Raw genomic sequence first — 18,887 nt, 5'->3', positions numbered from 1 at the left:
AAATAGGGATAAGAGCGATGAATGTAACCGGCTCTGGCCGTTTGCACAGTGATTCCGTGCGTCCTGTTGCCGCACGGGAGTCGGCGAATTGGCGGCTTCGTTATACTCGCCGGATCCTTGGAGATTCCATGTATTCGTCCGTTCAGCTGCTGTCGGCCAGCCGCGAAAACCTGCGGCTCCTGATCCTGATCAGAATCCTTGTGCTCGCCGCGCAGTCCGGTGCGGTGGGCATCGCCTATGCGACGCAGTTGCTGCCCCTGCCCTGGTTGGCGCTCGGTATCACCCTGGGGCTGTCGGCGCTGCTCTGTGTCGGCACGGCCCTGCGGCTGCGGGGCCCCTGGCCGGTCACCGAGCTGGAGTATGCGGTGCATCTGGGCTGCGACCTGCTGATCCACAGTGCCTTGCTGTACTACTCCGGCGGTTCGACCAACCCCTTCGTTTCCTATTACCTGGTGCCGCTGACCATCGCGGCGGCGACCTTGCCCTGGCTGTACTCGATCGTGCTTTCGGGCTTCGCCCTGGCCGGCTACACCGCGATGCTCATCTGGTACGACCCGTTGCTGCTCGAGCCTGCCGAGCGCGCCACGTTGCAGGTGTACGGGATGTGGCTGAGCTTCGCCCTGGCGGCGGCGCTGATCACCTTCTTTGTCGCGCGCATGGCCGAACAGCTGCGGCAGCAGGCCCAGCTGCAGGCCCAGCGGCGCGAGGAGAGCCTGCGCGACCAGCAGCTGCTGGCGGTAGCGACCCAGGCTGCCGGCGCAGCGCACGAGCTCGGTACCCCGTTGGCGACGATGAGCGTCCTGCTCAAGGAGTTGCGTCAGGAATACAAGGAACCGCAGCTCAACGAGGATCTGGGGCTGCTGCAGTCGCAGGTACAGCTGTGCAAGGAAAGTCTGCAGCAGCTGGTGCGCGCTGCCGAGGCCGATCGTCGCCAGGCTGTCCAGGAACAGACCGCCAAGGAATGGGTCGACAGCGTGCTGCAGCGCTGGCATCTGATGCGCCCGGAGGCGACCTATCGCTTCCAGTGCCTGGGCAAGGGCAGTGCGCCGCGCCTGATGCCGGCGGCCGATCTCAGTCAGTCACTGCTCAATCTGCTGAACAACGCCACCGATGCGTCCCCGGATGATCTGGACATTCGTCTGGATTGGGATGCGCAGTGGATCAAGCTGACCATTCGTGACCACGGTGCCGGTGTCCCGCTGGCGATCGCCGAGCAGATCGGCCGGCCCTTCATCACCACCAAGGGCAAGGGCTTCGGCCTCGGGCTGTTTCTCAGCCAGGCCAGCGTGACCCGTGCTGGCGGTACCGTGAAACTCTACAACCATGAAGAAGGTGGCACACTGACCGAGCTGCGCCTGCCGCACGGTATGCTGCGCAGCTGACTTCAGTCGTTCAAGCGGAGGAATAGACATGACCGACGAGTTGCAGCAAGAGGGCGAGGAGCAACCTCATCTGCTTCTGGTGGATGACGATCCGACATTCACCCGCGTCATGGCGCGGGCCATGAGCCGCCGCGGTCTGCGCGTGAGCATCGCCGGTTCGGCGGACGAGGGGCTGGCGATGGCTCGCCAGGACGTTCCCGATTACGCGGTGCTCGATCTGAAGATGGACGGTGACTCGGGGCTGGTACTGCTGCCCAAGCTGCTTGAAGTCGATCCGGAAATGCGCGTACTGATCCTTACCGGCTATTCCAGCATCGCGACGGCGGTTGAGGCCATCAAGCGCGGTGCATGCAACTATCTGTGCAAGCCGGCCGATGCCGATGATGTGCTCGCCGCGCTGCTATCGCAGCATGCCGACCTCGACAGCCTGGTGCCGGAAAACCCGATGTCGGTCGATCGATTGCAGTGGGAGCACATCCAGCGCGTGCTCAGCGAACACGACGGCAACATCTCCGCTACGGCGCGCGCCCTCGGCATGCACCGGCGGACCTTGCAGCGCAAACTGCAAAAGCGCCCGGTACGCCGCTGAGCCGAGCCGCCGTCGAGCTCACGGAGCCGCTGGTGCCGTGGGCCGGATGCTTTAACATGCCGGGTTTCGCTCGATCCCAGGCCCCGGCATGTCTCTTGTCCTGCAGACCCTGAACGTCACCGCTCCGGTTTTCGCGATGCTCTTTCTCGGCGTCGTCCTGCGCCGGCTGGGCTGGATCGACGCCGTCTTCATCAACACGGCGTCGGCGTTGGTGTTCAAGGCAACGATGCCGACGCTGCTGTTCATCTCCATCATCGAGGCCGACCTGAGTGCTGCGCTGCAGCCGCGGGTGTTGATCTACTTCGCCCTGGCCACGCTGGCGACGTTCTTGCTGGCCTGGGGCTGGGCGATGCTGCGCTGCCCCCGGGCCGACCGTGGCGTCTACGTGCAGGGCGCGTTTCGCGGCAACAACGGCATCGTCGGCCTGGCCCTGGCCAGCAGCCTCTATGGTGATTACGGTCTGTCGCTCGGTGGGGTGCTGGCGGGCCTGGTGATTCTGCTCTACAACAGCCTTTCGGCGGTGGTGCTTGCGATCTACAACCCCGCCGGGCGGACCGATGTGCGTTCCATTCTCGGCAGTATCCTGCGCAATCCGCTGATCATCGGTGTGGTGGCAGCCATGCCGTTCGCCTACTGGCAGGTCGCGCTGCCCGGCTGGCTGATGACCAGTGCCGGCTACTTCGCCAAGATGACGCTGCCGCTGGCGCTGATCTGTATCGGCGGCACCCTGACGCTCGAGGCGCTACGCGAGCGCAATGGCATGGCGCTCAGTTCGAGCCTGATGAAGATGGTCTGGCTACCGCTGGTTGCCACGCTCGGTGCCTGGGCGTGCGGTCTGCGTGGCCCTGAGCTGGGCATCCTGTTCCTCTATTTTGCCAGCCCGACGGCAGCGGCCAGTTTTGTCATGGCCCGCGCGGTCAATGCCAATGCCCAGTTGGCGGCCGCGATCATCGTGATCACCACGCTGATCGCGGCACTGACGATCAACCTCGGCCTGCTGCTGTTGCGCTGGCTCGGCTGGATCTAGCCGGGCCAACGCCTGCAGCGGGCCGGGGCGCGCCCGGTCGGTCAGGCCTGCTGGCGCTTCCAGGCGCGTGCGGCGATCACCAGAATCGTGACCGCCGTCAGCGGCAGCACATAGCCGAGCATGGCTTCGCCAAAGGTCTCGGCGAACGGTCGGCCGGTGTTGGCCAGCACCAGGTAGGCGGTGTAGGCGATGTAATAGCCAAGGAACAACAGGCCTTCCCAGCGGCGGATGCAGTAGCCGGCGAAGAAGATCGGCAGACAGGCCAGGGCGACGCCGATCATCACCGGGAAATCGAATGCCAGCGCGGCATCGGACACCTTGATCAGCGTTGGCGAGACCAGCGAGGCCAGGCCCAGCACGCAGAGCAGGTTGAAGAGGTTGCTGCCGACGATGTTGCCGACCGCAATGTCGCGCTCGCCGCGAATCGCCGCCAGGATCGAGGTTGCCAACTCCGGCAGCGAGGTGCCGATGGCGATCACGGTCAGGCCGATCACCAGCTCCGACAGGCCCAGCGCCCGGGCCAGGGCCACGGCGCCCTCGACGAGGAAGTTCGAACCGGTCACCAGCAGGACCAGGCCGGCGATCACCAGGCCGGCGTTGATCAGGCTGGCATGCGGCTTGGCCGTTTCTTCTAGGCCGAACTCCTTGGCGAACTCGTCGTCCGCCGGTGCGTTGTTGCGCCGGCTGCTGACGATCAGAAAGCCCGTGTAGGCCAGCACGCAGAGAAACAGCACGGCGCCGTCGATGCGGCTCAGCGCGCCATCCCAGGCCAGCGCATAGGTCAGCAGGCTGGCGCCGATCATGAGCGGCACGTCCAGACGGATCAGCTGGCGCGAGACCACCAGCGGCGCGACCGCGGCAGTCAGGCCGAGAATCAGCAGTACGTTGGCGATGTTGCTGCCCACGACGTTGCCAATGGCAATGTCGCCGCTGCCGTTCCAGGCTGCCTGGACGCTCACCGCCGTTTCCGGTGCGCTGGTACCAAAGGCGACCACGGTCAGGCCGATGATCAGCGGCGAGATACCGAACTGGGCGGCCAGGCGCGCGGCGCCGCGAACCAGTACCTCGGCGCCGGCCACGAGCAGCACCAGGCCTGCGGCGAGGTAAACGAAGGTCATCAGGGTCATCGAAGGCTCCGAAGAGTAGGAAATCAGTGCCGGCGTCGCCAGGCGCGCAGAAAGATCACTGTTAGGGTCACGGCGGTCAAGGGCAATACGTACCAAGTCATTGCATGGCGGAACAGGTCCAGGGCGCCGAGACCGACCGCGAAGAGCACGAGGTACAGGCAGTAAGCCAGGTAGTAGGCGAAGAACAGCAGGCCTTCCCAGCGGTTGATGCGGTAGCCCGAGAAAAAGATCGGCAGGCAGGCGGCGAACACCGACAACATGACCGGGAAGTCGAATGCCAGCGCGTTGGGCGAAATCGACAGGCCGGCTGGCGAGGCCAGCGCAGCCGAGCCCAGCACCAGCGTCAGGTTATAGACGCAGCTCCCGATGGCGTTGCCGACGGCGATGTCGCGTTCGCCGCGCCAGACGGCCAGCGCTGAAGTGGCCAGCTCCGGGAGGGAGGTGCCGACCGCGACCACGGTCAGGCCGATCACCAGTTCCGAAAGGCCGAAGGCGCGGGCAAGTTCGGCTGCACCTTCGATCAGCAGTTTCGAGCCGCCGATCAGCAGGCCGAGGCCGATCAGGATAAGAACCAACTGGCGCACCCGCCGAGGCGCCTTGGCGCTAGACGCGTCGCTCGGCTCGCGGGCAGTGTGGTTCTCGCGCCAGGCGGCGACCACCAGAAACGCCGTGTAGACGACCAGCCCCAGCAGCAGTACGACGCCTTCGGCCCGGCCCAACTGGCCGTTGCGCGCCAGCAGATAGGTCAGTGCACCGGTGCCGAGCAGCACCGGAACGTCCAGCCGTATCAGCTGACGCGAGACATGCAGCGGGGCGATCATGGCGCACAGGCCAAGCACCAGAAGGATGTTGGCGATGTTGCTGCCCAGCGCATTGCCGACGGCCATGTCGCCACGCCCGGACAGGGCCGCCTGCAGGCTGATGGCGGTCTCCGGCGAGCTGGTGCCGAGGGCGACGATCGTCAGGCCGACGATCAGCGGCTTCACGCCGAGGCCCAGCGCCAGCCGCGATGCGCCGCGCACCAGGGCTTCGGCGCCGACGAAAAGCAGGATCAGGCCAGCGACGAGATAGGCGAGAACTAGCGGTGACACCAGGTGCTTTCCCCCGTGAGCTGCAACGCAGCTGAGCCGGCCGCCGGCTGCCGGTTCATGGCAGGGTTTCGAGGCGAACCGGCGCGATGCCGTCCTCGATCATGCCGAGCTGTGCGGCGGCCGCGCGCGACAGGTCGATGATGCGGCCACGGCGGTAGGGGCCGCGGTCGTTGATGCGGACGACGACCTGGCGGCCGTTGTCGAGGTTGGTAACCCGCACGCGCGTGCCGAAGGGCAGGGAGCGATGCGCGGCGACCAGCGCCTGTTGATCGTGCGCCTCGCCGCTGGCCGTCTTCTGGCCATGGTGCATGCGGGCGTAGAACGAGGCCTTGCCGCGCTGTGTGAAACGTTGCCGCTGTTCCTGCCCTTGCTTGTCCGGCGCAGGCGCCGATGGGCGCTCGGCGCAGCCGACGGCCAGCAGGGTGAACAGCAGGAGGGTCAGCAGCCGACCGTTGAACATCTGGGTGATCCTTGCCTCGAGCAGGCTGCAGTGCCGCCGTCACCGAGAGGCGGTGGCGGCACGGCCTTGGATGGCAGCCGGCCGCCCCGGGCGGTCGGCTGTTCTGCTCAGCCTTCGAGTTTTTTCTTCAGCAATTGGTTCACCTGGCCGGGATTAGCCTTGCCCTTGGAGGCCTTCATCGCTTGCCCGACGAAGAAGCCGAACATCTTGCCGCGCTTGGCTTCGTCGCTGGCGCGGTACTGTTCGACCTGGGCGGCATTGGCAGCCAGCACCTCGTCGAGCATCGCCTCGATGGCACCCGAGTCGGTGACCTGCTTGAGCCCCTTGCTCTCGATGATCGCGTCGGCAGAGTGGCCTTCGCCGTTGGCCAGGGCCTCGAAGACCATCTTGGCGATCTTGCCGCTGATGGTGTCGTCCTTGATACGCAGGATCAGCCCGCCGAGCTGCTCGGCGGATACCGGCGACTGCTCGATCTCCAGGCCGTCCTTGTTCAGCAGGCTGGACAGCTCGCCCATCACCCAGTTGGCCGCCAGCTTGGCGTCACCGCAGGTCTGCTGCACCTGCTCGAAGTAGTCGGCGAGCTCGCGGCTGGCCGAGAGCACGCTGGCGTCGTAGGCAGAGAGGCCGAATTCGCGTTCGAAGCGCTCGCGCTTCTGGGTCGGCAGCTCCGGCAGTTCGGCGCGAAGACGTTCCAGATAACTGCGCTCGATGACCACCGGCAGCAGGTCGGGGCAGGGGAAGTAGCGGTAGTCGTTGGCTTCTTCCTTGCTGCGCATGGAGCGCGTTTCGTCCTTGTTCGGGTCGTACAGGCGGGTTTCCTGAACGACCTGGCCGCCGTCCTCGAGCAGGTCGATCTGCCGCTGGATCTCGTGGTTGATCGCCTTTTCGATGAAGCGGAACGAGTTGACGTTCTTGATCTCGGCCCGGGTACCGAAGGCGGCCTGGCCCTTTGGTCGCACCGAGACGTTGCAGTCGCAGCGCAGCGAGCCTTCGGCCATGTTGCCGTCACAGATGCCCAGGTAGCGCACCAGCGCATGGATCGCCTTGACGTAGGCGACCGCCTCCTTGGCCGAGCGGATATCCGGCTCCGAGACGATCTCCAGCAACGGTGTGCCGGCGCGGTTGAGGTCGATGCCGGTCATGCCGTGGAAGTCTTCGTGCAGGCTCTTGCCGGCGTCCTCTTCCAGATGCGCACGGGTGATGCCGATGCGCTTGACCGTGCCGTCTTCGAGGGTGATGTCCAGATGCCCCTTGCCGACGATGGGGTGGTCCATCTGGCTGGTCTGGTAGCCCTTGGGCAGGTCCGGGTAGAAGTAGTTCTTGCGCGCGAAGACGTTGCGCTCACCGATCTCGGCGTCGATCGCCAGGCCAAACATGCAGGCCATGCGCACGGCGTTCTCGTTGAGCACCGGCAGCACGCCGGGCATGCCCAGATCGATCAGGCTGGCCTGGGTGTTGGGCTCGGCGCCAAAGGTGGTGGCGCTGCCGGAGAAGATCTTCGAGCGGGTGCTGAGCTGGGCATGAATCTCCAGCCCGATGACGGTTTCCCATTGCATCATCTGTTTCCTCAGAATCCGGCCGGAGCGCGGGTGTGCCAGTCGGTGACCTGCTGGTACTGGTGCGCGACGTTGAGCAGGCGGGCCTCCTGGAAGTACGGCGCCAGCAGCTGCACGCCGACGGGCAGGCCGTCGATGAAGCCGGCCGGCATCGACAGGCCGGGAATGCCCGCCAGGTTGGCGGTGATGGTGTAGATGTCTTCGAGATAGGCCGAGACCGGGTCGGCGTTTTTCTCACCGAGCTTCCAGGCCAGGTTCGGGGTGGTCGGCCCGAGGATCACGTCGACTTCCTCAAAGGCGCTGACGAAGTCGTTCTTGACCAGTCGGCGGATCTGCTGTGCCTTGATGTAGTAGGCGTCGTAGTAGCCGGCTGAGAGGGCGTAGGTGCCGACCATGATGCGGCGCTTGACCTCGTCGCCGAAGCCCTCGGCGCGCGAGCGCTTGTAGAGGTCGGTGAGGTCCGCCGGGTTCTCGCAGCGGTAGCCGAAACGCACGCCATCGAAGCGCGACAGGTTGGAGCTGGCCTCGGCCGGGGCGATCACATAATAGGAAGGGATCGCGTGCTGCGTGTTCGGCAGGCTGATGTCCTTGACCGTGGCGCCGAGCTTCTTCAGTTCCTCGACTACGGCCAGCACTGCGCTGGCGATCTTCGGGTCCAGGCCCTCGCCGAAGTACTCCTTCGGCAGGCCGATGCGCAGCCCGGTCAGCGGCCGGCCCAGCGCGGCCAGATAGTCGTCGAGCGGCTGATCGACACTGGTCGAATCCTTCGGATCGAAACCGGCCATGCTGCCGAGCAGCAGGGCGCAGTCCTCGGCGCTGCGCGCCATCGGGCCGCCCTGGTCGAGACTCGACGCGTAGGCGATCATGCCCCAGCGCGAAACGCGGCCATAGGTGGGCTTGAGGCCGGTGAGGTTGGTCAGCGCGGCGGGCTGGCGTATCGAGCCGCCGGTGTCGGTGCCGGTGGCGGCGGGCACCAGGCGCGCGGCAATCGCGGCGGCCGAACCGCCGGACGAACCGCCCGGTACACGCGACAGGTCCCAGGGGTTCTTCACTGCGCCGTAATGACTGGACTCGTTGGCTGAGCCCATGGCGAACTCGTCCAGGTTGGTCTTGCCCAGGGTGACCGCACCAGCGGCTGCGAGCTTCTCGACCACGCTGGCGTCGTAGGGTGCGGCGAAGTTGTCGAGCATCTTCGAGCCGCAGCTGGTGCGGATGCCCTTGGTGCAGAACAGGTCCTTGTGCGCGATGGGCGCGCCGAGCAGGGCGTCATTCTCGCCGGCAGCGCGGCGGGCGTCGGCCGCGCGGGCCTGTGCCAGAGCCAGTTCCTCGGTGACGGTAATGAAGCTGTTGATCTGCGGATCGAGGCGGGCGATGCGGTCCAGCAGACCGCGGGTCAGCTCCTCGGCGGAGAACTGTCGCTCGTTCAGGCCGCGAGCGATCTCGGCAAGGCTCAGTTGGTGCATGTCGGCTTCCTTTATCACTCGATGACCCGCGGGACCAGATACAGGCCGTTCTCCACCGCCGGAGCGATGGCCTGGTAATCGTCGCGATGGTTCGCCTCGGTGACCTCGTCGGCGCGCAGGCGCTGAGTCGTTTCCAGCGGGTGGGCCAGTGGCTCGACCCCGCTGGTGTCGACTGCCTGCATGCGGTCGATCAGGCCAAGGATGTTGTTCAGCGTTTCGGTAGTGCGGGGCAGGTCGTTCTCGGCCAGGCCCAGGCGGGCCAGGTGAGCGATCTTTTCCACCTCGGAGCGTTCAATCGCCATCGGGTCTCTCCAGCGCAAAGCGAATCGGGGGCGAAGCCTGCCGCGCGGCCTCTGGAGGGGCGGCAACAGGGCTTTCGGCATCCGGCAAAGGCGGCAATGGTACATGCCGGAGCCGCTTCCCGGTAGCGCGTGGGGCGGGACGTGGCGCAGCGGCAGATGCGCTTTTCGCCGATTGGTGCACACCCGCTCGGCGCTGCGCCGAATCGCGCCTTGCCCTGACCTGATGCCGTTGTTAGAGTTTGCGGCAATTTTTTCCCCACGCGTTTGCCCCAAGGGCCCTTCTCCAATGTTCAAGAAACTGCGTGGCATGTTTTCCAGCGATCTGTCGATCGACCTGGGCACTGCCAATACCCTTATTTACGTGCGCGATCGCGGCATCGTCCTGGACGAGCCGTCGGTGGTCGCCATTCGCAGCCACGGCAATCAGAAAAGCGTCGTGGCTGTCGGCACCGAGGCCAAGCGCATGCTGGGCCGTACCCCGGGCAACATCAACGCCATCCGCCCGATGAAGGATGGCGTCATCGCCGACTTCAGCGTCTGCGAAAAAATGCTGCAGTACTTCATCAACAAGGTGCATGAGAACAGCTTCCTGCAACCGTCGCCGCGCGTGCTGATCTGCGTGCCGTGCAAGTCGACCCAGGTCGAGCGTCGGGCGATCCGCGAATCGGCACTGGGTGCGGGCGCGCGTGAAGTGTTCCTCATCGAGGAACCGATGGCGGCCGCCATCGGCGCCGGGCTGCCGGTCGACGAGGCGCGCGGGTCGATGGTCGTCGATATCGGCGGCGGCACCACCGAGATCGCGCTGATCTCCCTCAACGGTGTGGTCTACGCCGAATCCGTGCGCGTCGGCGGCGACCGGTTCGACGAGGCCATCGTCACCTATGTGCGCCGCAACTACGGCAGCCTGATCGGTGAATCCACCGCCGAGCGCATCAAGCAGGAAATCGGTACGGCCTTCCCCGGTGGCGAACTGCGCGAAGTCGATGTGCGTGGCCGCAACCTGGCCGAAGGCGTACCGCGCAGCTTCACTCTGAATTCCAACGAGGTGCTCGAGGCGCTGCAGGAGTCGCTGGCGACCATCGTCCAGGCGGTCAAGAGCGCACTGGAACAGTCGCCGCCGGAGCTGGCCTCGGACATCGCCGAGCGCGGCCTGGTGCTGACCGGCGGCGGCGCGCTGCTGCGAGACCTCGACAAGCTGCTCGCGCAGGAAACCGGCCTGCCGGTGATCGTCGCCGAGGAGCCGCTGACCTGCGTTGCGCGTGGCGGTGGCCGAGCGCTGGAGATGATGGATCGTCATGCCATGGACCTGCTCTCCACCGAGTGAGTCCCGCAGTCGTTTCCCGGCGACAAGCCGGAGGGCCGCCCCGCGACCTTCCGGCTTGTCGCGTTTTGGTATCTAGCCCGGCATCCGTGAGGTATCGATATTAAGCCGCTCTTCGCCAAAGGACCTTCGCTCGGTGTGCGCCTGCTGGTGCTGACCGTGGTTTGCGTCGCGCTGATGGTGGTGGATGCGCGCTTCGATACGCTCAAGCCGGTACGCAGCCAGCTCGGGCTCGCCTTGACGCCGTTCTACTGGCTCGCCGACCTGCCGGTGCGCGCCTGGAACACCGCGACCCAGCAGCTGACCAGCACCAGCGAACTGATGGCCGAGAACGAACGGCTCAAGGCCGAGGCACTGCTGATGCAGCGCCGCCTGCAGAAGCTGGCCATGCTGACCGAACAGAATGTGCGTCTGCGCGAATTGCTCAACTCGGCGGCGCTGGTCGATGACCGGGTGCTGGTGGCGGAGCTGATCGGGCTCGATCCGAACCCCTTCACGCATCGGCTGCTCATCGACAAGGGCGAAAAGGACGGTGTCTTTCTCGGTCAGCCGGTGCTCGATGCCAGCGGGCTGATGGGGCAGGTGGTCGAGGTCATGCCCTATGCCGCGCGCGTGCTGCTGATCACCGACGTCACCCATAGCATCCCGGTGCAGGTCAATCGCAACGGGCTGCGCGCGATCGCCGTAGGTACCGGCGACCCGGACTACCTGGAGCTGCGCCATGTCGCGGACACCGCCGACATCAAGGAGGGTGATCTGCTGGTCAGCTCCGGGCTGGGTCAGCGCTTTCCCAGCGGCTATCCGGTGGCCCAGGTGAAGGAGGTGGTGCGCGACTCCGGCCAGCCATTCGCCATCGTCCGTGCGACCCCCACTGCAATGCTCAACCGCAGCCGCTATCTGCTCCTGGTGTTCAGTGATGCGCGCAGCCCGGAGGAACGCTCGGCGGCTGCGGCGCAGGCCGAAGTTGAGGCCGAGGCCGGGCGTCGCGAAGGGGGTGGCGGCGATCAGCCTGCGCCTGCGCCTGAGGCGAGCCCGGCTGCAGCCGCGGCCGAACCGGACGAGGAGGGTGCGCAGCAATGATCGTGCGCCCGCGCAATGGCTGGGTGATCTGGCTGACCCTGATCATCGCCCTGGTACTCAGCATCGTGCCGATGCCGGCCAGTGCCGAGCTTGGCCGCCCGCTGTGGCTCGGCATGGTGATCGCCTACTGGGCGCTGGTGCTGCCGCATCGTGGCGGCATGGGCGCGGCTTTCTGCGCCGGGCTCGCGCTCGACGTGCTGGCCGGCACGCTGCTTGGGCAGAACGGCCTGCCGCTGATTCTGGTGGCCTTTCTCGTGCTGAGCCTGCAGCAGCGCCTGCGCATGTTTCCGCTCTGGCAGCAGAGCATGGTGCTCCTGGTGGTACTGGGTATCGCACAGCTGGTGCAGTTGTGGCTCAACACGCTTACTGGCAACCGGCCACCGACGCTGCTGTTCCTGATTCCGGTGCCGATCAGTGCGCTGCTCTGGCCGTGGCTGTTCGTCGCGCTGCAGTGGCTGCGCCGGCGCTTCGACGTCGCCTGAGGCGGGCGCTCCCGTTCCGCTCCGGCGGTGTCGCAGATTAGGCCGGGCCTGGCTTGCGCCGCGCTTTTCGTCACTGCGCCGATATGCGACTCTGCGGCTTATTTGCACAAGGACCAGGCATGGGCGCGCTGTTTCTCGCCTCCGCATCACCCCGTCGCCGTGAACTGCTACAGCAGATCGGCGTCCCGTTTTCCTTGCTGGCGGTCAGCATCGACGAAACCCCTCAGCCCGGCGAGTCGCCCGAGGCCTACGTGCAGCGCCTGGCATTGGGCAAGGCGCGGGCCGGCCTGGCGCTTCTGGATCACACGAACGGCTGCGTGCTGGGGGCCGACACCAGTGTCGTTCTGGATGGCCGCATTCTCGGCAAGCCGGCCGATCGGGACGAGGGGCTGGCAATGCTGCTGGCCTTGTCCGGTCGCAGCCACCGTGTGCTGACTGCCGTTGCGCTGGCGCAGCATGATCGCCACGAAGTACGCCTGGTCGCCAGCGAGGTCGAGTTTCGCCCGATCGGCCGTGCCGAGGCCGAGGCCTACTGGGCCAGTGGCGAGCCATGCGACAAGGCTGGCGGCTACGGTATCCAGGGCTGGGGCGCGGTATTCGTCAGCCGGCTGTCCGGCAGCTATTCGGCGGTCGTCGGCCTGCCGCTGTGCGAGACGGCCCAGCTGCTCGATACCTTCGGTCTGCCACGCTGGTGCCAGGCCGCGACATAGAGCCTGCCCGGCACCGCGCCGGCAGCTAGAATGCCCTGCATCAAGCCCTTTTCCCTTGCACTCGCCCCGGACATAACAATGAGCGAAGAAATCCTGATGAACATCACGCCGATGGAGTCGCGCGTGGCGGTGGTGGAAAACGGCGTGTTGCAGGAGGTGCATGTCGAACGCACCCAGCGGCGCGGGATCGTCGGCAATATCTACAAGGGCAAGGTTGTGCGTGTGCTGCCGGGCATGCAGGCGGCGTTCGTCGACATCGGCCTGGACCGGGCCGCTTTCATTCATGCCTCGGAAATTTCCAGTCGCGAGGGCAATGCGGTCGAGCCGATCAATGCGCTGGTGCATGAAGGGCAGAGCCTGGTGGTCCAGGTGACGAAGGACCCCATCGGCACCAAGGGCGCGCGGCTGACCACGCAGCTGTCGATTCCGTCGCGCTATCTGGTGTACATGCCGCGCACCAGCCACGTCGGCATTTCCCTGCGCATCGAGGACGAGGGCGAGCGTGAGCGGCTCAAGCAGGTTGTCGCCGAATGCGTCGCGGCCGAGGGTATCCAGGAGGCCGGCGGGTTCATTCTGCGCACGGCGGCCGAGGGCGCCGGCAAGGACGAGATCCTCATGGACATCCGCTACCTGCGCCGGCTGTGGGAGCAGATAGCCGGGCAGATGAAGACGGCCTCGGCGCCTTCGCTGATCTACGAGGACCTGGCACTGGCGATGCGCACCTTGCGTGACCTGGTCAACCCACGGATCGAGAAGATCCGCATTGATTCACGCGAGAACTTCCAGAAGGTCACCCAGTTCGTCGGCGAGCTCATGCCCGAGCTGGGCGACCGCCTGGAGCACTACCCGGGCGAACGGCCGATCTTCGACCTGTATGGTGTCGAGGACGAGATCCAGAAGGCCCTCGAGCGCAAGGTGATGCTCAAGTCCGGCGGCTACCTGATCATCGACCCGGCCGAGGCGATGACGACCATCGACGTCAATACCGGCGCCTTTGTCGGCCATCGCACCCTCGAGGAGACAATCTTCAAGACCAACCTCGAGGCGGCCACGGCGATTGCCCGCCAGCTTCGGCTGCGCAACATCGGCGGCATCATCATCATCGACTTCATCGACATGGAAGACGAGGAGCACCGCCGCCAGGTATTGCGCACGCTGGAGAAGCAGCTCGAGCGCGATCACGCCAAGACCAACATCATCGGCATCACGGAACTGGGCCTCGTGCAGATGACCCGCAAGCGGACCCGTGAAAGCCTCGAGCAGGTGCTGTGCGAGCCCTGCCTGGCCTGCCAGGGGCGCGGCAAGCTGAAGACCGCCGAAACCGTTTGTTATGAGATCTTCCGCGAAATCCTGCGCGAAGCCCGCGCCTATCAGGCCGAGGGCTATCGGGTGCTGGCCAACCAGAAGGTCATCGACCGCCTGCTCGACGAAGAGTCGGGCAATGTCGCCGATCTCGAAGCGTTCATCGGCCGCTCCATCAAATTCCAGGTCGAAAGCATGTACTCGCAGGAGCAGTACGACGTGGTGCTGCTCTGAGCGGGTGCGGCATGTCCCTTGAACGAAGAGACCGCTGGAGCCGGACCGCATGAAAGGGGCCGCGGGATTGCTTGGTGGACTGTTGCACCGCCTGTTCGGCGTCACCGCCGGCCTGCTGGTACTGGCTGCGCTGTACGTCGCGCTAGGCCGGCAGCTGGTGCCGCTGGTGGCCGAGTACCGTCAGGAGGTCGAGGCTCGGGTCGAGCAGGCGATCGGAATGCCTGTGGCCATCGGCCGGCTGGAAGGCGCCTGGCAGGGCTTTGCCCCGCAGATGCTGGCGCATGACGTGGTGCTTGGCGACGGTGCGGCCGCCGTGCGGCTGGATCGGCTGATCCTGGTCCCCGACATCGCCGAATCGCTGCTCGCGCGCCAGCCGATACTGCGTTCGCTGACACTCGTCGGGCTTCACCTTGGCCTGGTGGAAGGCCGCGATGGCGGTTGGGCGGTCAAGGGGCTGCCGCAGCGCAGCCAGGGTCCTGCTCCGGATATCGAGCGGATCCTGCGCGGGCTGCAGGCGGTGCGTCTGCTGGCCCTGGAAGACAGTCAGGTCACCTTCGAGCCCGCCGGTGGGCCCGTAGCGACGCTCAGCTACGTGGCGCTCGCGCTGCGCAGCAGTGCAGATGACTGGCGCCTGGATGGACGTACGGTTCTGCCCGACGGACAGACGCTGAGCCTCGCGCTGCGCGCGCGCGGGAAGGCTTCAGCCTGGCGCGAGGCTGAGGCCGACCTGTACCTGAGCCTGCCACAGAGCGACTGGGCCGCCTGGCTGCCGAAGCGCTCCGTCGGCGACTGGCAACTGCAGGCTCTGCAGGCCGGTGGCGAGCTCTGGGCGCGCTGGGAGCGGGGTGGGCTGGCGCGCGCTGCGGCGCGTCTGAACGCGGCGCACCTGGTCGCTGGCTACCAGGCGCGTGCATCCGTGGTGCTCGACGATCTGGCGGCCGATCTCTATGTCGACCGGCAGGCCGATGGCGACTACCGCCTGCAGGCCGAGCGCTTGTCGTTCGACCTCGGGGAACAGCGCCTGGCAGAGACGCGCCTGGTCGTTCAGCGCGGTGCGGCTTCCGGAGACTGGGCGCTGCGTATCGATCGTCTGCAGGTCGCGCCGCTGGCAGCTCTGGCGCAGGCGCTGGCACCGCTGCCGGAGGCCGGGCTGGAATCACTGAACGCGCTTGCGCCGCAGGGCACGCTGCAGGATGTGCGGGTGGCGTTTCGCCCCGGACGAAGCGATGAGGAGCGGCTGCGCTATTCCGCTCGACTCGATGACATCCGCATTGGCGACCATCATTGGATTCCCGCGGTAGAGCACGCCTCCGGTACGGTGAGTGGTACGCAATACCGGGGACAGTTGCGCCTCGACAGCCGAGACTTCAGCCTGCAGTTGGCACCGCTGTTCCCCGAAGCATGGGCGTATCGCCAGGCGCGCGGAACGCTTTCCTGGCGGCTCGACGAGGAGGCCCTGACCCTCGTTGGCTCGGCGCTGCAACTGGAAGGTGAGGAGGGGCGCCTGGCCGGCGACTTCCTGATCCGCCTGCGACGCGACCCGGCGGCCGAGGACTATATGGACTTGCGCGTCGGGCTCAGTGACGGCGACGCGCGTTTCGCCGGTAAATACCTGCCGAGCCGCTCGCCGGCATTGAGCCCCGCCCTGAAGGATTGGCTGGAGCAGGCCATCCGCGGCGGCACCATCGAACAGGGCTATTTTCTCTATCAGGGCGCGCTCAATCGGGGTGCGCCCGCCGAAGCGCGAAGCATGGGTCTGTACTTCAAGGTGCACGACGCGGAGCTGGCGTATCGGCCGGGCTGGCCGGCCCTGCGCGGCGGCCGGGGCGAGGTACTGATCGAGGATTCCGGGATACGGGTTCGTCTCGCCGAAGGGCAGATCCTCGACAGTCAGGTGCGCGACGTTCGCGCCAGCATTCCGCGTGAGGTCGATGGGCCGCTGCAACTGGCGATCCAGGGGGCCGTCACCAGCAGCGTGGCCGATGCGCTGACGCTGTTGCGCGATGCACCGATGGGAACGCAGGCGCTGTTCGCCGGCTGGCAGGGTGAGGGGCGCCTGGAAGGCCAGCTGGACCTGCAGATCCCGCTGGCGCAGGGCGGCAAGCCACGGGTGGCGGTCGACTTCCATAGCGAAGAGGCGCGGTTGAGCATTCCGCAACCCGCGCTGGCCTTCGACCAGCTGAGTGGCAGTTTCCGTTACGACAGCGAACGTGGATTCAGCGCCGAGCGCTTTTCGGCGCAGGCCTTCGGCCGTTCAGTGCGCGGTCGTGCGGTTGCTACCGGCAGCTCCGGCGCGCCCTCGACCCGCATCGAAGCGCAAGGCAGCATCGCGCTCGAGCGGTTGGCCCAGTGGCTCGGTATCGAGCAGCCATTGCCCATCAGCGGCGAGCTGCCCTATCAACTGCGACTCGGGCTCGATGGGGCCGACAGCCTGCTGCAGATCGATTCATCGTTGCTCGGCGCCAGCATCGATCTGCCGGCGCCCTTCGGCAAGGCAGCGGGCGTGCGCCGCGACACTTCGCTGCGCATGACTCTGCAAGGGCCGGAGCGGCGCTATTCGGTGCGCCATGGCGAGCTGGCTGCGCTCAATTTCGCCGCACCGGCCGAGGATTGGCGCCAGGGCCGCGGCGAACTCAGGCTGGGCCCGGGAGCAGCGGTATTGCCAAGCCGCAGCGGCCTGCGTGTGAGGGGGCGGCTGGACCAGCTCGAACTGCAGGCCTGGCAGGCGGCACGCGAGCGCTATCTGGCCGATGCAGGCGGAGCTGCGCCAGCGGGCGGCCTGCTACGGGGAGCCGAGCTGCGGATCGAGCGTTTCCAGGGCTTCGGCACCGACATTGCCGGGCTGGATGTCGATCTGCAGCGGCTGACCGGTGCCTGGTCGCTGGGGCTTCAGAGCGACACGATCAGCGGTCGGCTGGAGCTGCCGGATGCGCCAGGCGCGACAGTGACGGCGGACCTGCAGCAGTTGCGCCTGCCTGCGGCGAGCCCGCAGGCCGATGGCGGCGACCGGCCTGACCCGCTTGCAGCAGTCGACCCGGGCAGGTTGCCGCCGATGGACATCCGTATCGCCCAGGTCTGGCAGGGAGACACCCGCCTGGGGCCTTGGGCGCTGAAGCTGCGGCCGCGCGAAAGCGGCGTGACGTTCTCGGACGTCGACCTCGAGCTCAAGGGGCTCAAGCTGCAGGGCAGCGGGAGTTGGGCCGCCGGGCGCACCCGTTATCAGGGCCGGTTGTCGGGCAGCAACCTGGCCGACGTGCTGCTCGCCTGGGGCTTCGCACCGTCGACGACCAGCGAAAGCTTTCGCCTGGATGTCGACGGTAGCTGGCCTGGCTCGCCGGCCTGGTTTGCCCTGTCGCGCTATTCGGGAACCCTCGAGCCGCGGCTGCGCAAAGGCCAGTTCGTCGAGCTGGAAGGCGGAACGCAGGCCCTGCGCGTGTTCGGCCTGCTCAACTTCAACTCGATTGGCCGGCGCCTGCGGTTGGATTTCTCGGATCTGTTCGGCAAGGGCTACAGTTACGACCGGTTGACGGGGTCGCTGGTTGCGCGCGATGGCGTATACCGCACGGAAAAGGCGGTGACCGTCAGCGGCCCCTCGAGCAATCTCGAGCTCAGCGGCACGCTCGACATGGTTGCCGACCGCATTGACGCCAAGCTGCTGGTGACCCTGCCGGTGAGCAACAACCTGCCGCTGGCGGCGCTCATCGTCGGTGCGCCCGCCGTCGGCGGCGCCCTGTTCGTCTTCGACAAGCTGCTGGGTGACCGGGTCGCGCGCTTCGCGAGCGTCCAGTACAACGTCGAGGGGCCCTGGCAGTCGCCGCGCATCACCTTCGACAAACCCTTCGAGAAGCCCGAGTGAACGGCCGTCCGGTCGGGCATTCCAAATCACTAGCTCAGTCGTCGTCCGTGGAGTGCGTCATGTCGATCGCAGTCATCCAGATGGTCAGCCAGGCGGATATCGCCCGCAATCTGCAGACTGCTCGCGAGCTGCTCGCCGAGGCCGCCGAAGCTGGCGCGCGGCTGGCGGTGCTGCCAGAGAACTTCGCTGCGCTCGGTCATCCGCAGGTGCCTGCCATTGCGCGCGCGGAGGCCGAGGGGCTGGGGCCGATCCTGCCCTGGTTGAGCGCAGTCACGCGGGAGTTCGGTTTGTGGCTGGTGGCCGGCACCATTGCCTTGCCGCCCGACGGTGCGCCAGGCGCCAGGCCCTATGCCTGTTCGCTGGTGTACGACGACCAGGGGCGTCGCGTGGCGCGCTACGACAAGCTGCATCTTTTCGATGCCGAGGTGGCTGATAGCCGCGCAAGTTACCGCGAATCGGACGATTACGCCGCAGGCGAGCGGCTGGTCGTGGTCGATACGCCTGTCGGCCGGCTCGGCTTGTCGGTCTGCTATGACCTGCGTTTCCCCGAACTCTACGGCGCTCTGCGTGCCGCCGGGGCCGAGCTGATCGCCGCGCCCTCGGCCTTTACCCAGGTGACGGGCGAGGCGCATTGGCAGGTGCTGATCCGTGCCCGGGCCATCGAAACCCAGTGTTACCTGCTCGCCGCGGCCCAGGGCGGCGAGCACGCCGGCGGGCGCCGCACGCACGGGCATTCGGCGATCGTCGATCCCTGGGGCCGGCTGCTGGCTGAGTGCGAGCGCGGCGCCGGCGTTCTGGTTCGCCCGCGCGATGCGGCTGAACAGGCCGCGCTACGCCAGCGCATGCCGCTGGCCAATCACCGACGATTTTCTGTACCGTGCCTGAGCACGGCGAATGTGGAGTGA

At 66.6% G+C, this 18,887-nt stretch carries 16 protein-coding genes; 10 read left to right on the top strand and 6 right to left on the bottom strand.

The genetic code is table 11. The annotated features are described in order from the left end of the window. The first annotated feature begins 128 nt into the window (after positions 1 to 128). From CL52_RS16060 to CL52_RS16050, 3 genes are all read left to right on the top strand, one after another. On the top strand, positions 129 to 1,382 hold the full coding sequence (locus CL52_RS16060; protein ID WP_041103912.1) for an ATP-binding protein: 1,254 nt from the start codon (positions 129 to 131) through the stop codon (positions 1,380 to 1,382). A 28-nt stretch (positions 1,383 to 1,410) separates the two neighbouring features. Then, complete coding sequence (locus tag CL52_RS16055; protein WP_041103914.1) at positions 1,411 to 1,971, top strand: response regulator transcription factor; 561 nt, start codon at positions 1,411 to 1,413, stop codon at positions 1,969 to 1,971. An 88-nt stretch (positions 1,972 to 2,059) separates the two neighbouring features. Further along, the gene (locus CL52_RS16050) at positions 2,060 to 2,998 is read left to right on the top strand and encodes an AEC family transporter (RefSeq protein ID WP_041103915.1); all 939 of its coding nucleotides are present in this window, start codon (positions 2,060 to 2,062) and stop codon (positions 2,996 to 2,998) included. Positions 2,999 to 3,039: 41 nt separating this feature from the next. On the opposite strand, the gene CL52_RS16045 is transcribed toward CL52_RS16050, so the two are convergent. From CL52_RS16045 to gatC, 6 genes are all read right to left on the bottom strand, one after another. Further along, entirely contained in the window at positions 3,040 to 4,125 is a 1,086-nt protein-coding gene (locus CL52_RS16045; RefSeq protein WP_043221758.1) for a calcium/sodium antiporter, read from the bottom strand. A gap of 23 nt (positions 4,126 to 4,148) precedes the next feature. Further along, positions 4,149 to 5,216 (bottom strand): calcium/sodium antiporter, encoded by a 1,068-nt coding sequence (locus CL52_RS16040; RefSeq protein ID WP_043221756.1) that lies wholly within the window; start codon positions 5,214 to 5,216, stop codon positions 4,149 to 4,151. A gap of 55 nt (positions 5,217 to 5,271) precedes the next feature. Next, positions 5,272 to 5,676 (bottom strand): septal ring lytic transglycosylase RlpA family protein, encoded by a 405-nt coding sequence (locus CL52_RS16035; protein WP_043221755.1) that lies wholly within the window; start codon positions 5,674 to 5,676, stop codon positions 5,272 to 5,274. Positions 5,677 to 5,783: 107 nt separating this feature from the next. After that, positions 5,784 to 7,232: an Asp-tRNA(Asn)/Glu-tRNA(Gln) amidotransferase subunit GatB gene (gatB, locus tag CL52_RS16030; RefSeq protein WP_043223260.1), complete on the bottom strand. Its 1,449-nt coding sequence runs from the start codon at positions 7,230 to 7,232 to the stop codon at positions 5,784 to 5,786. Between the two features lie 11 nt (positions 7,233 to 7,243). Continuing rightward, on the bottom strand, positions 7,244 to 8,695 hold the full coding sequence (gene gatA / locus CL52_RS16025) for an Asp-tRNA(Asn)/Glu-tRNA(Gln) amidotransferase subunit GatA (RefSeq protein ID WP_041103923.1): 1,452 nt from the start codon (positions 8,693 to 8,695) through the stop codon (positions 7,244 to 7,246). A 14-nt stretch (positions 8,696 to 8,709) separates the two neighbouring features. Beyond that, positions 8,710 to 8,997 (bottom strand): Asp-tRNA(Asn)/Glu-tRNA(Gln) amidotransferase subunit GatC, encoded by a 288-nt coding sequence (gatC, locus tag CL52_RS16020; RefSeq protein WP_043221753.1) that lies wholly within the window; start codon positions 8,995 to 8,997, stop codon positions 8,710 to 8,712. A gap of 286 nt (positions 8,998 to 9,283) precedes the next feature. On the opposite strand from gatC, the gene mreB reads away from it, so the two are divergent. From mreB to CL52_RS15985, 7 genes are all read left to right on the top strand, one after another. Next, positions 9,284 to 10,321, top strand: coding sequence for a rod shape-determining protein MreB (mreB, locus tag CL52_RS16015; RefSeq protein ID WP_041103926.1), 1,038 nt, complete (start codon positions 9,284 to 9,286; stop codon positions 10,319 to 10,321). Positions 10,322 to 10,456: 135 nt separating this feature from the next. Next, positions 10,457 to 11,398, top strand: a complete 942-nt coding sequence (gene mreC / locus CL52_RS16010) for a rod shape-determining protein MreC (RefSeq protein WP_041103927.1) — start codon at positions 10,457 to 10,459, stop codon at positions 11,396 to 11,398. Further along, positions 11,395 to 11,880, top strand: coding sequence for a rod shape-determining protein MreD (mreD, locus tag CL52_RS16005; RefSeq protein WP_041103928.1), 486 nt, complete (start codon positions 11,395 to 11,397; stop codon positions 11,878 to 11,880). The genes mreC and mreD overlap by 4 nt, the downstream gene beginning before the upstream one ends. Positions 11,881 to 11,999: 119 nt before the next feature. Further along, on the top strand, positions 12,000 to 12,590 hold the full coding sequence (locus CL52_RS16000) for a Maf family protein (protein ID WP_043221749.1): 591 nt from the start codon (positions 12,000 to 12,002) through the stop codon (positions 12,588 to 12,590). Between the two features lie 78 nt (positions 12,591 to 12,668). Next, on the top strand, positions 12,669 to 14,126 hold the full coding sequence (gene rng / locus CL52_RS15995; RefSeq protein ID WP_041103931.1) for a ribonuclease G: 1,458 nt from the start codon (positions 12,669 to 12,671) through the stop codon (positions 14,124 to 14,126). Positions 14,127 to 14,175: 49 nt separating this feature from the next. Beyond that, complete coding sequence (locus CL52_RS15990) at positions 14,176 to 17,982, top strand: YhdP family protein (RefSeq protein ID WP_043221746.1); 3,807 nt, start codon at positions 14,176 to 14,178, stop codon at positions 17,980 to 17,982. A 59-nt stretch (positions 17,983 to 18,041) separates the two neighbouring features. Then, positions 18,042 to 18,887 carry a carbon-nitrogen hydrolase family protein gene (locus CL52_RS15985; RefSeq protein ID WP_043221744.1) on the top strand — a complete coding sequence of 282 codons (846 nt, stop codon included), beginning with the start codon at positions 18,042 to 18,044 and terminating at the stop codon, positions 18,885 to 18,887.

Source organism: Stutzerimonas balearica DSM 6083 (genome assembly GCF_000818015.1).
GTDB lineage: Bacteria > Pseudomonadota > Gammaproteobacteria > Pseudomonadales > Pseudomonadaceae > Stutzerimonas > Stutzerimonas balearica.
Note: the sequence above shows the minus strand (reverse complement) of the source record. Positions and strands in the feature narration are given on the sequence as shown.

Excerpts from the sequence above, each read along its gene's own strand:
- CL52_RS16000 (WP_043221749.1), top strand. The coding sequence starts at position 12,000 with ATGGGCGCGCTGTTTCTCGCCTCCGCATCACCCCGTCGCCGTGAACTG.
- CL52_RS16050 (WP_041103915.1), top strand. The coding sequence starts at position 2,060 with ATGTCTCTTGTCCTGCAGACCCTGAACGTCACCGCTCCGGTTTTCGCG.
- CL52_RS16035 (WP_043221755.1), bottom strand. The coding sequence starts at position 5,676 with ATGTTCAACGGTCGGCTGCTGACCCTCCTGCTGTTCACCCTGCTGGCC.
- CL52_RS16060 (WP_041103912.1), top strand. The coding sequence starts at position 129 with ATGTATTCGTCCGTTCAGCTGCTGTCGGCCAGCCGCGAAAACCTGCGG.
- CL52_RS16055 (WP_041103914.1), top strand. The coding sequence starts at position 1,411 with ATGACCGACGAGTTGCAGCAAGAGGGCGAGGAGCAACCTCATCTGCTT.
- gatC (WP_043221753.1), bottom strand. The coding sequence starts at position 8,997 with ATGGCGATTGAACGCTCCGAGGTGGAAAAGATCGCTCACCTGGCCCGC.
- gatB (WP_043223260.1), bottom strand. The coding sequence starts at position 7,232 with ATGCAATGGGAAACCGTCATCGGGCTGGAGATTCATGCCCAGCTCAGC.
- mreD (WP_041103928.1), top strand. The coding sequence starts at position 11,395 with ATGATCGTGCGCCCGCGCAATGGCTGGGTGATCTGGCTGACCCTGATC.
- CL52_RS15985 (WP_043221744.1), top strand. The coding sequence starts at position 18,042 with ATGTCGATCGCAGTCATCCAGATGGTCAGCCAGGCGGATATCGCCCGC.
- mreB (WP_041103926.1), top strand. The coding sequence starts at position 9,284 with ATGTTCAAGAAACTGCGTGGCATGTTTTCCAGCGATCTGTCGATCGAC.
- CL52_RS16045 (WP_043221758.1), bottom strand. The coding sequence starts at position 4,125 with ATGACCCTGATGACCTTCGTTTACCTCGCCGCAGGCCTGGTGCTGCTC.
- rng (WP_041103931.1), top strand. The coding sequence starts at position 12,669 with ATGAGCGAAGAAATCCTGATGAACATCACGCCGATGGAGTCGCGCGTG.
- CL52_RS15990 (WP_043221746.1), top strand. The coding sequence starts at position 14,176 with ATGAAAGGGGCCGCGGGATTGCTTGGTGGACTGTTGCACCGCCTGTTC.
- gatA (WP_041103923.1), bottom strand. The coding sequence starts at position 8,695 with ATGCACCAACTGAGCCTTGCCGAGATCGCTCGCGGCCTGAACGAGCGA.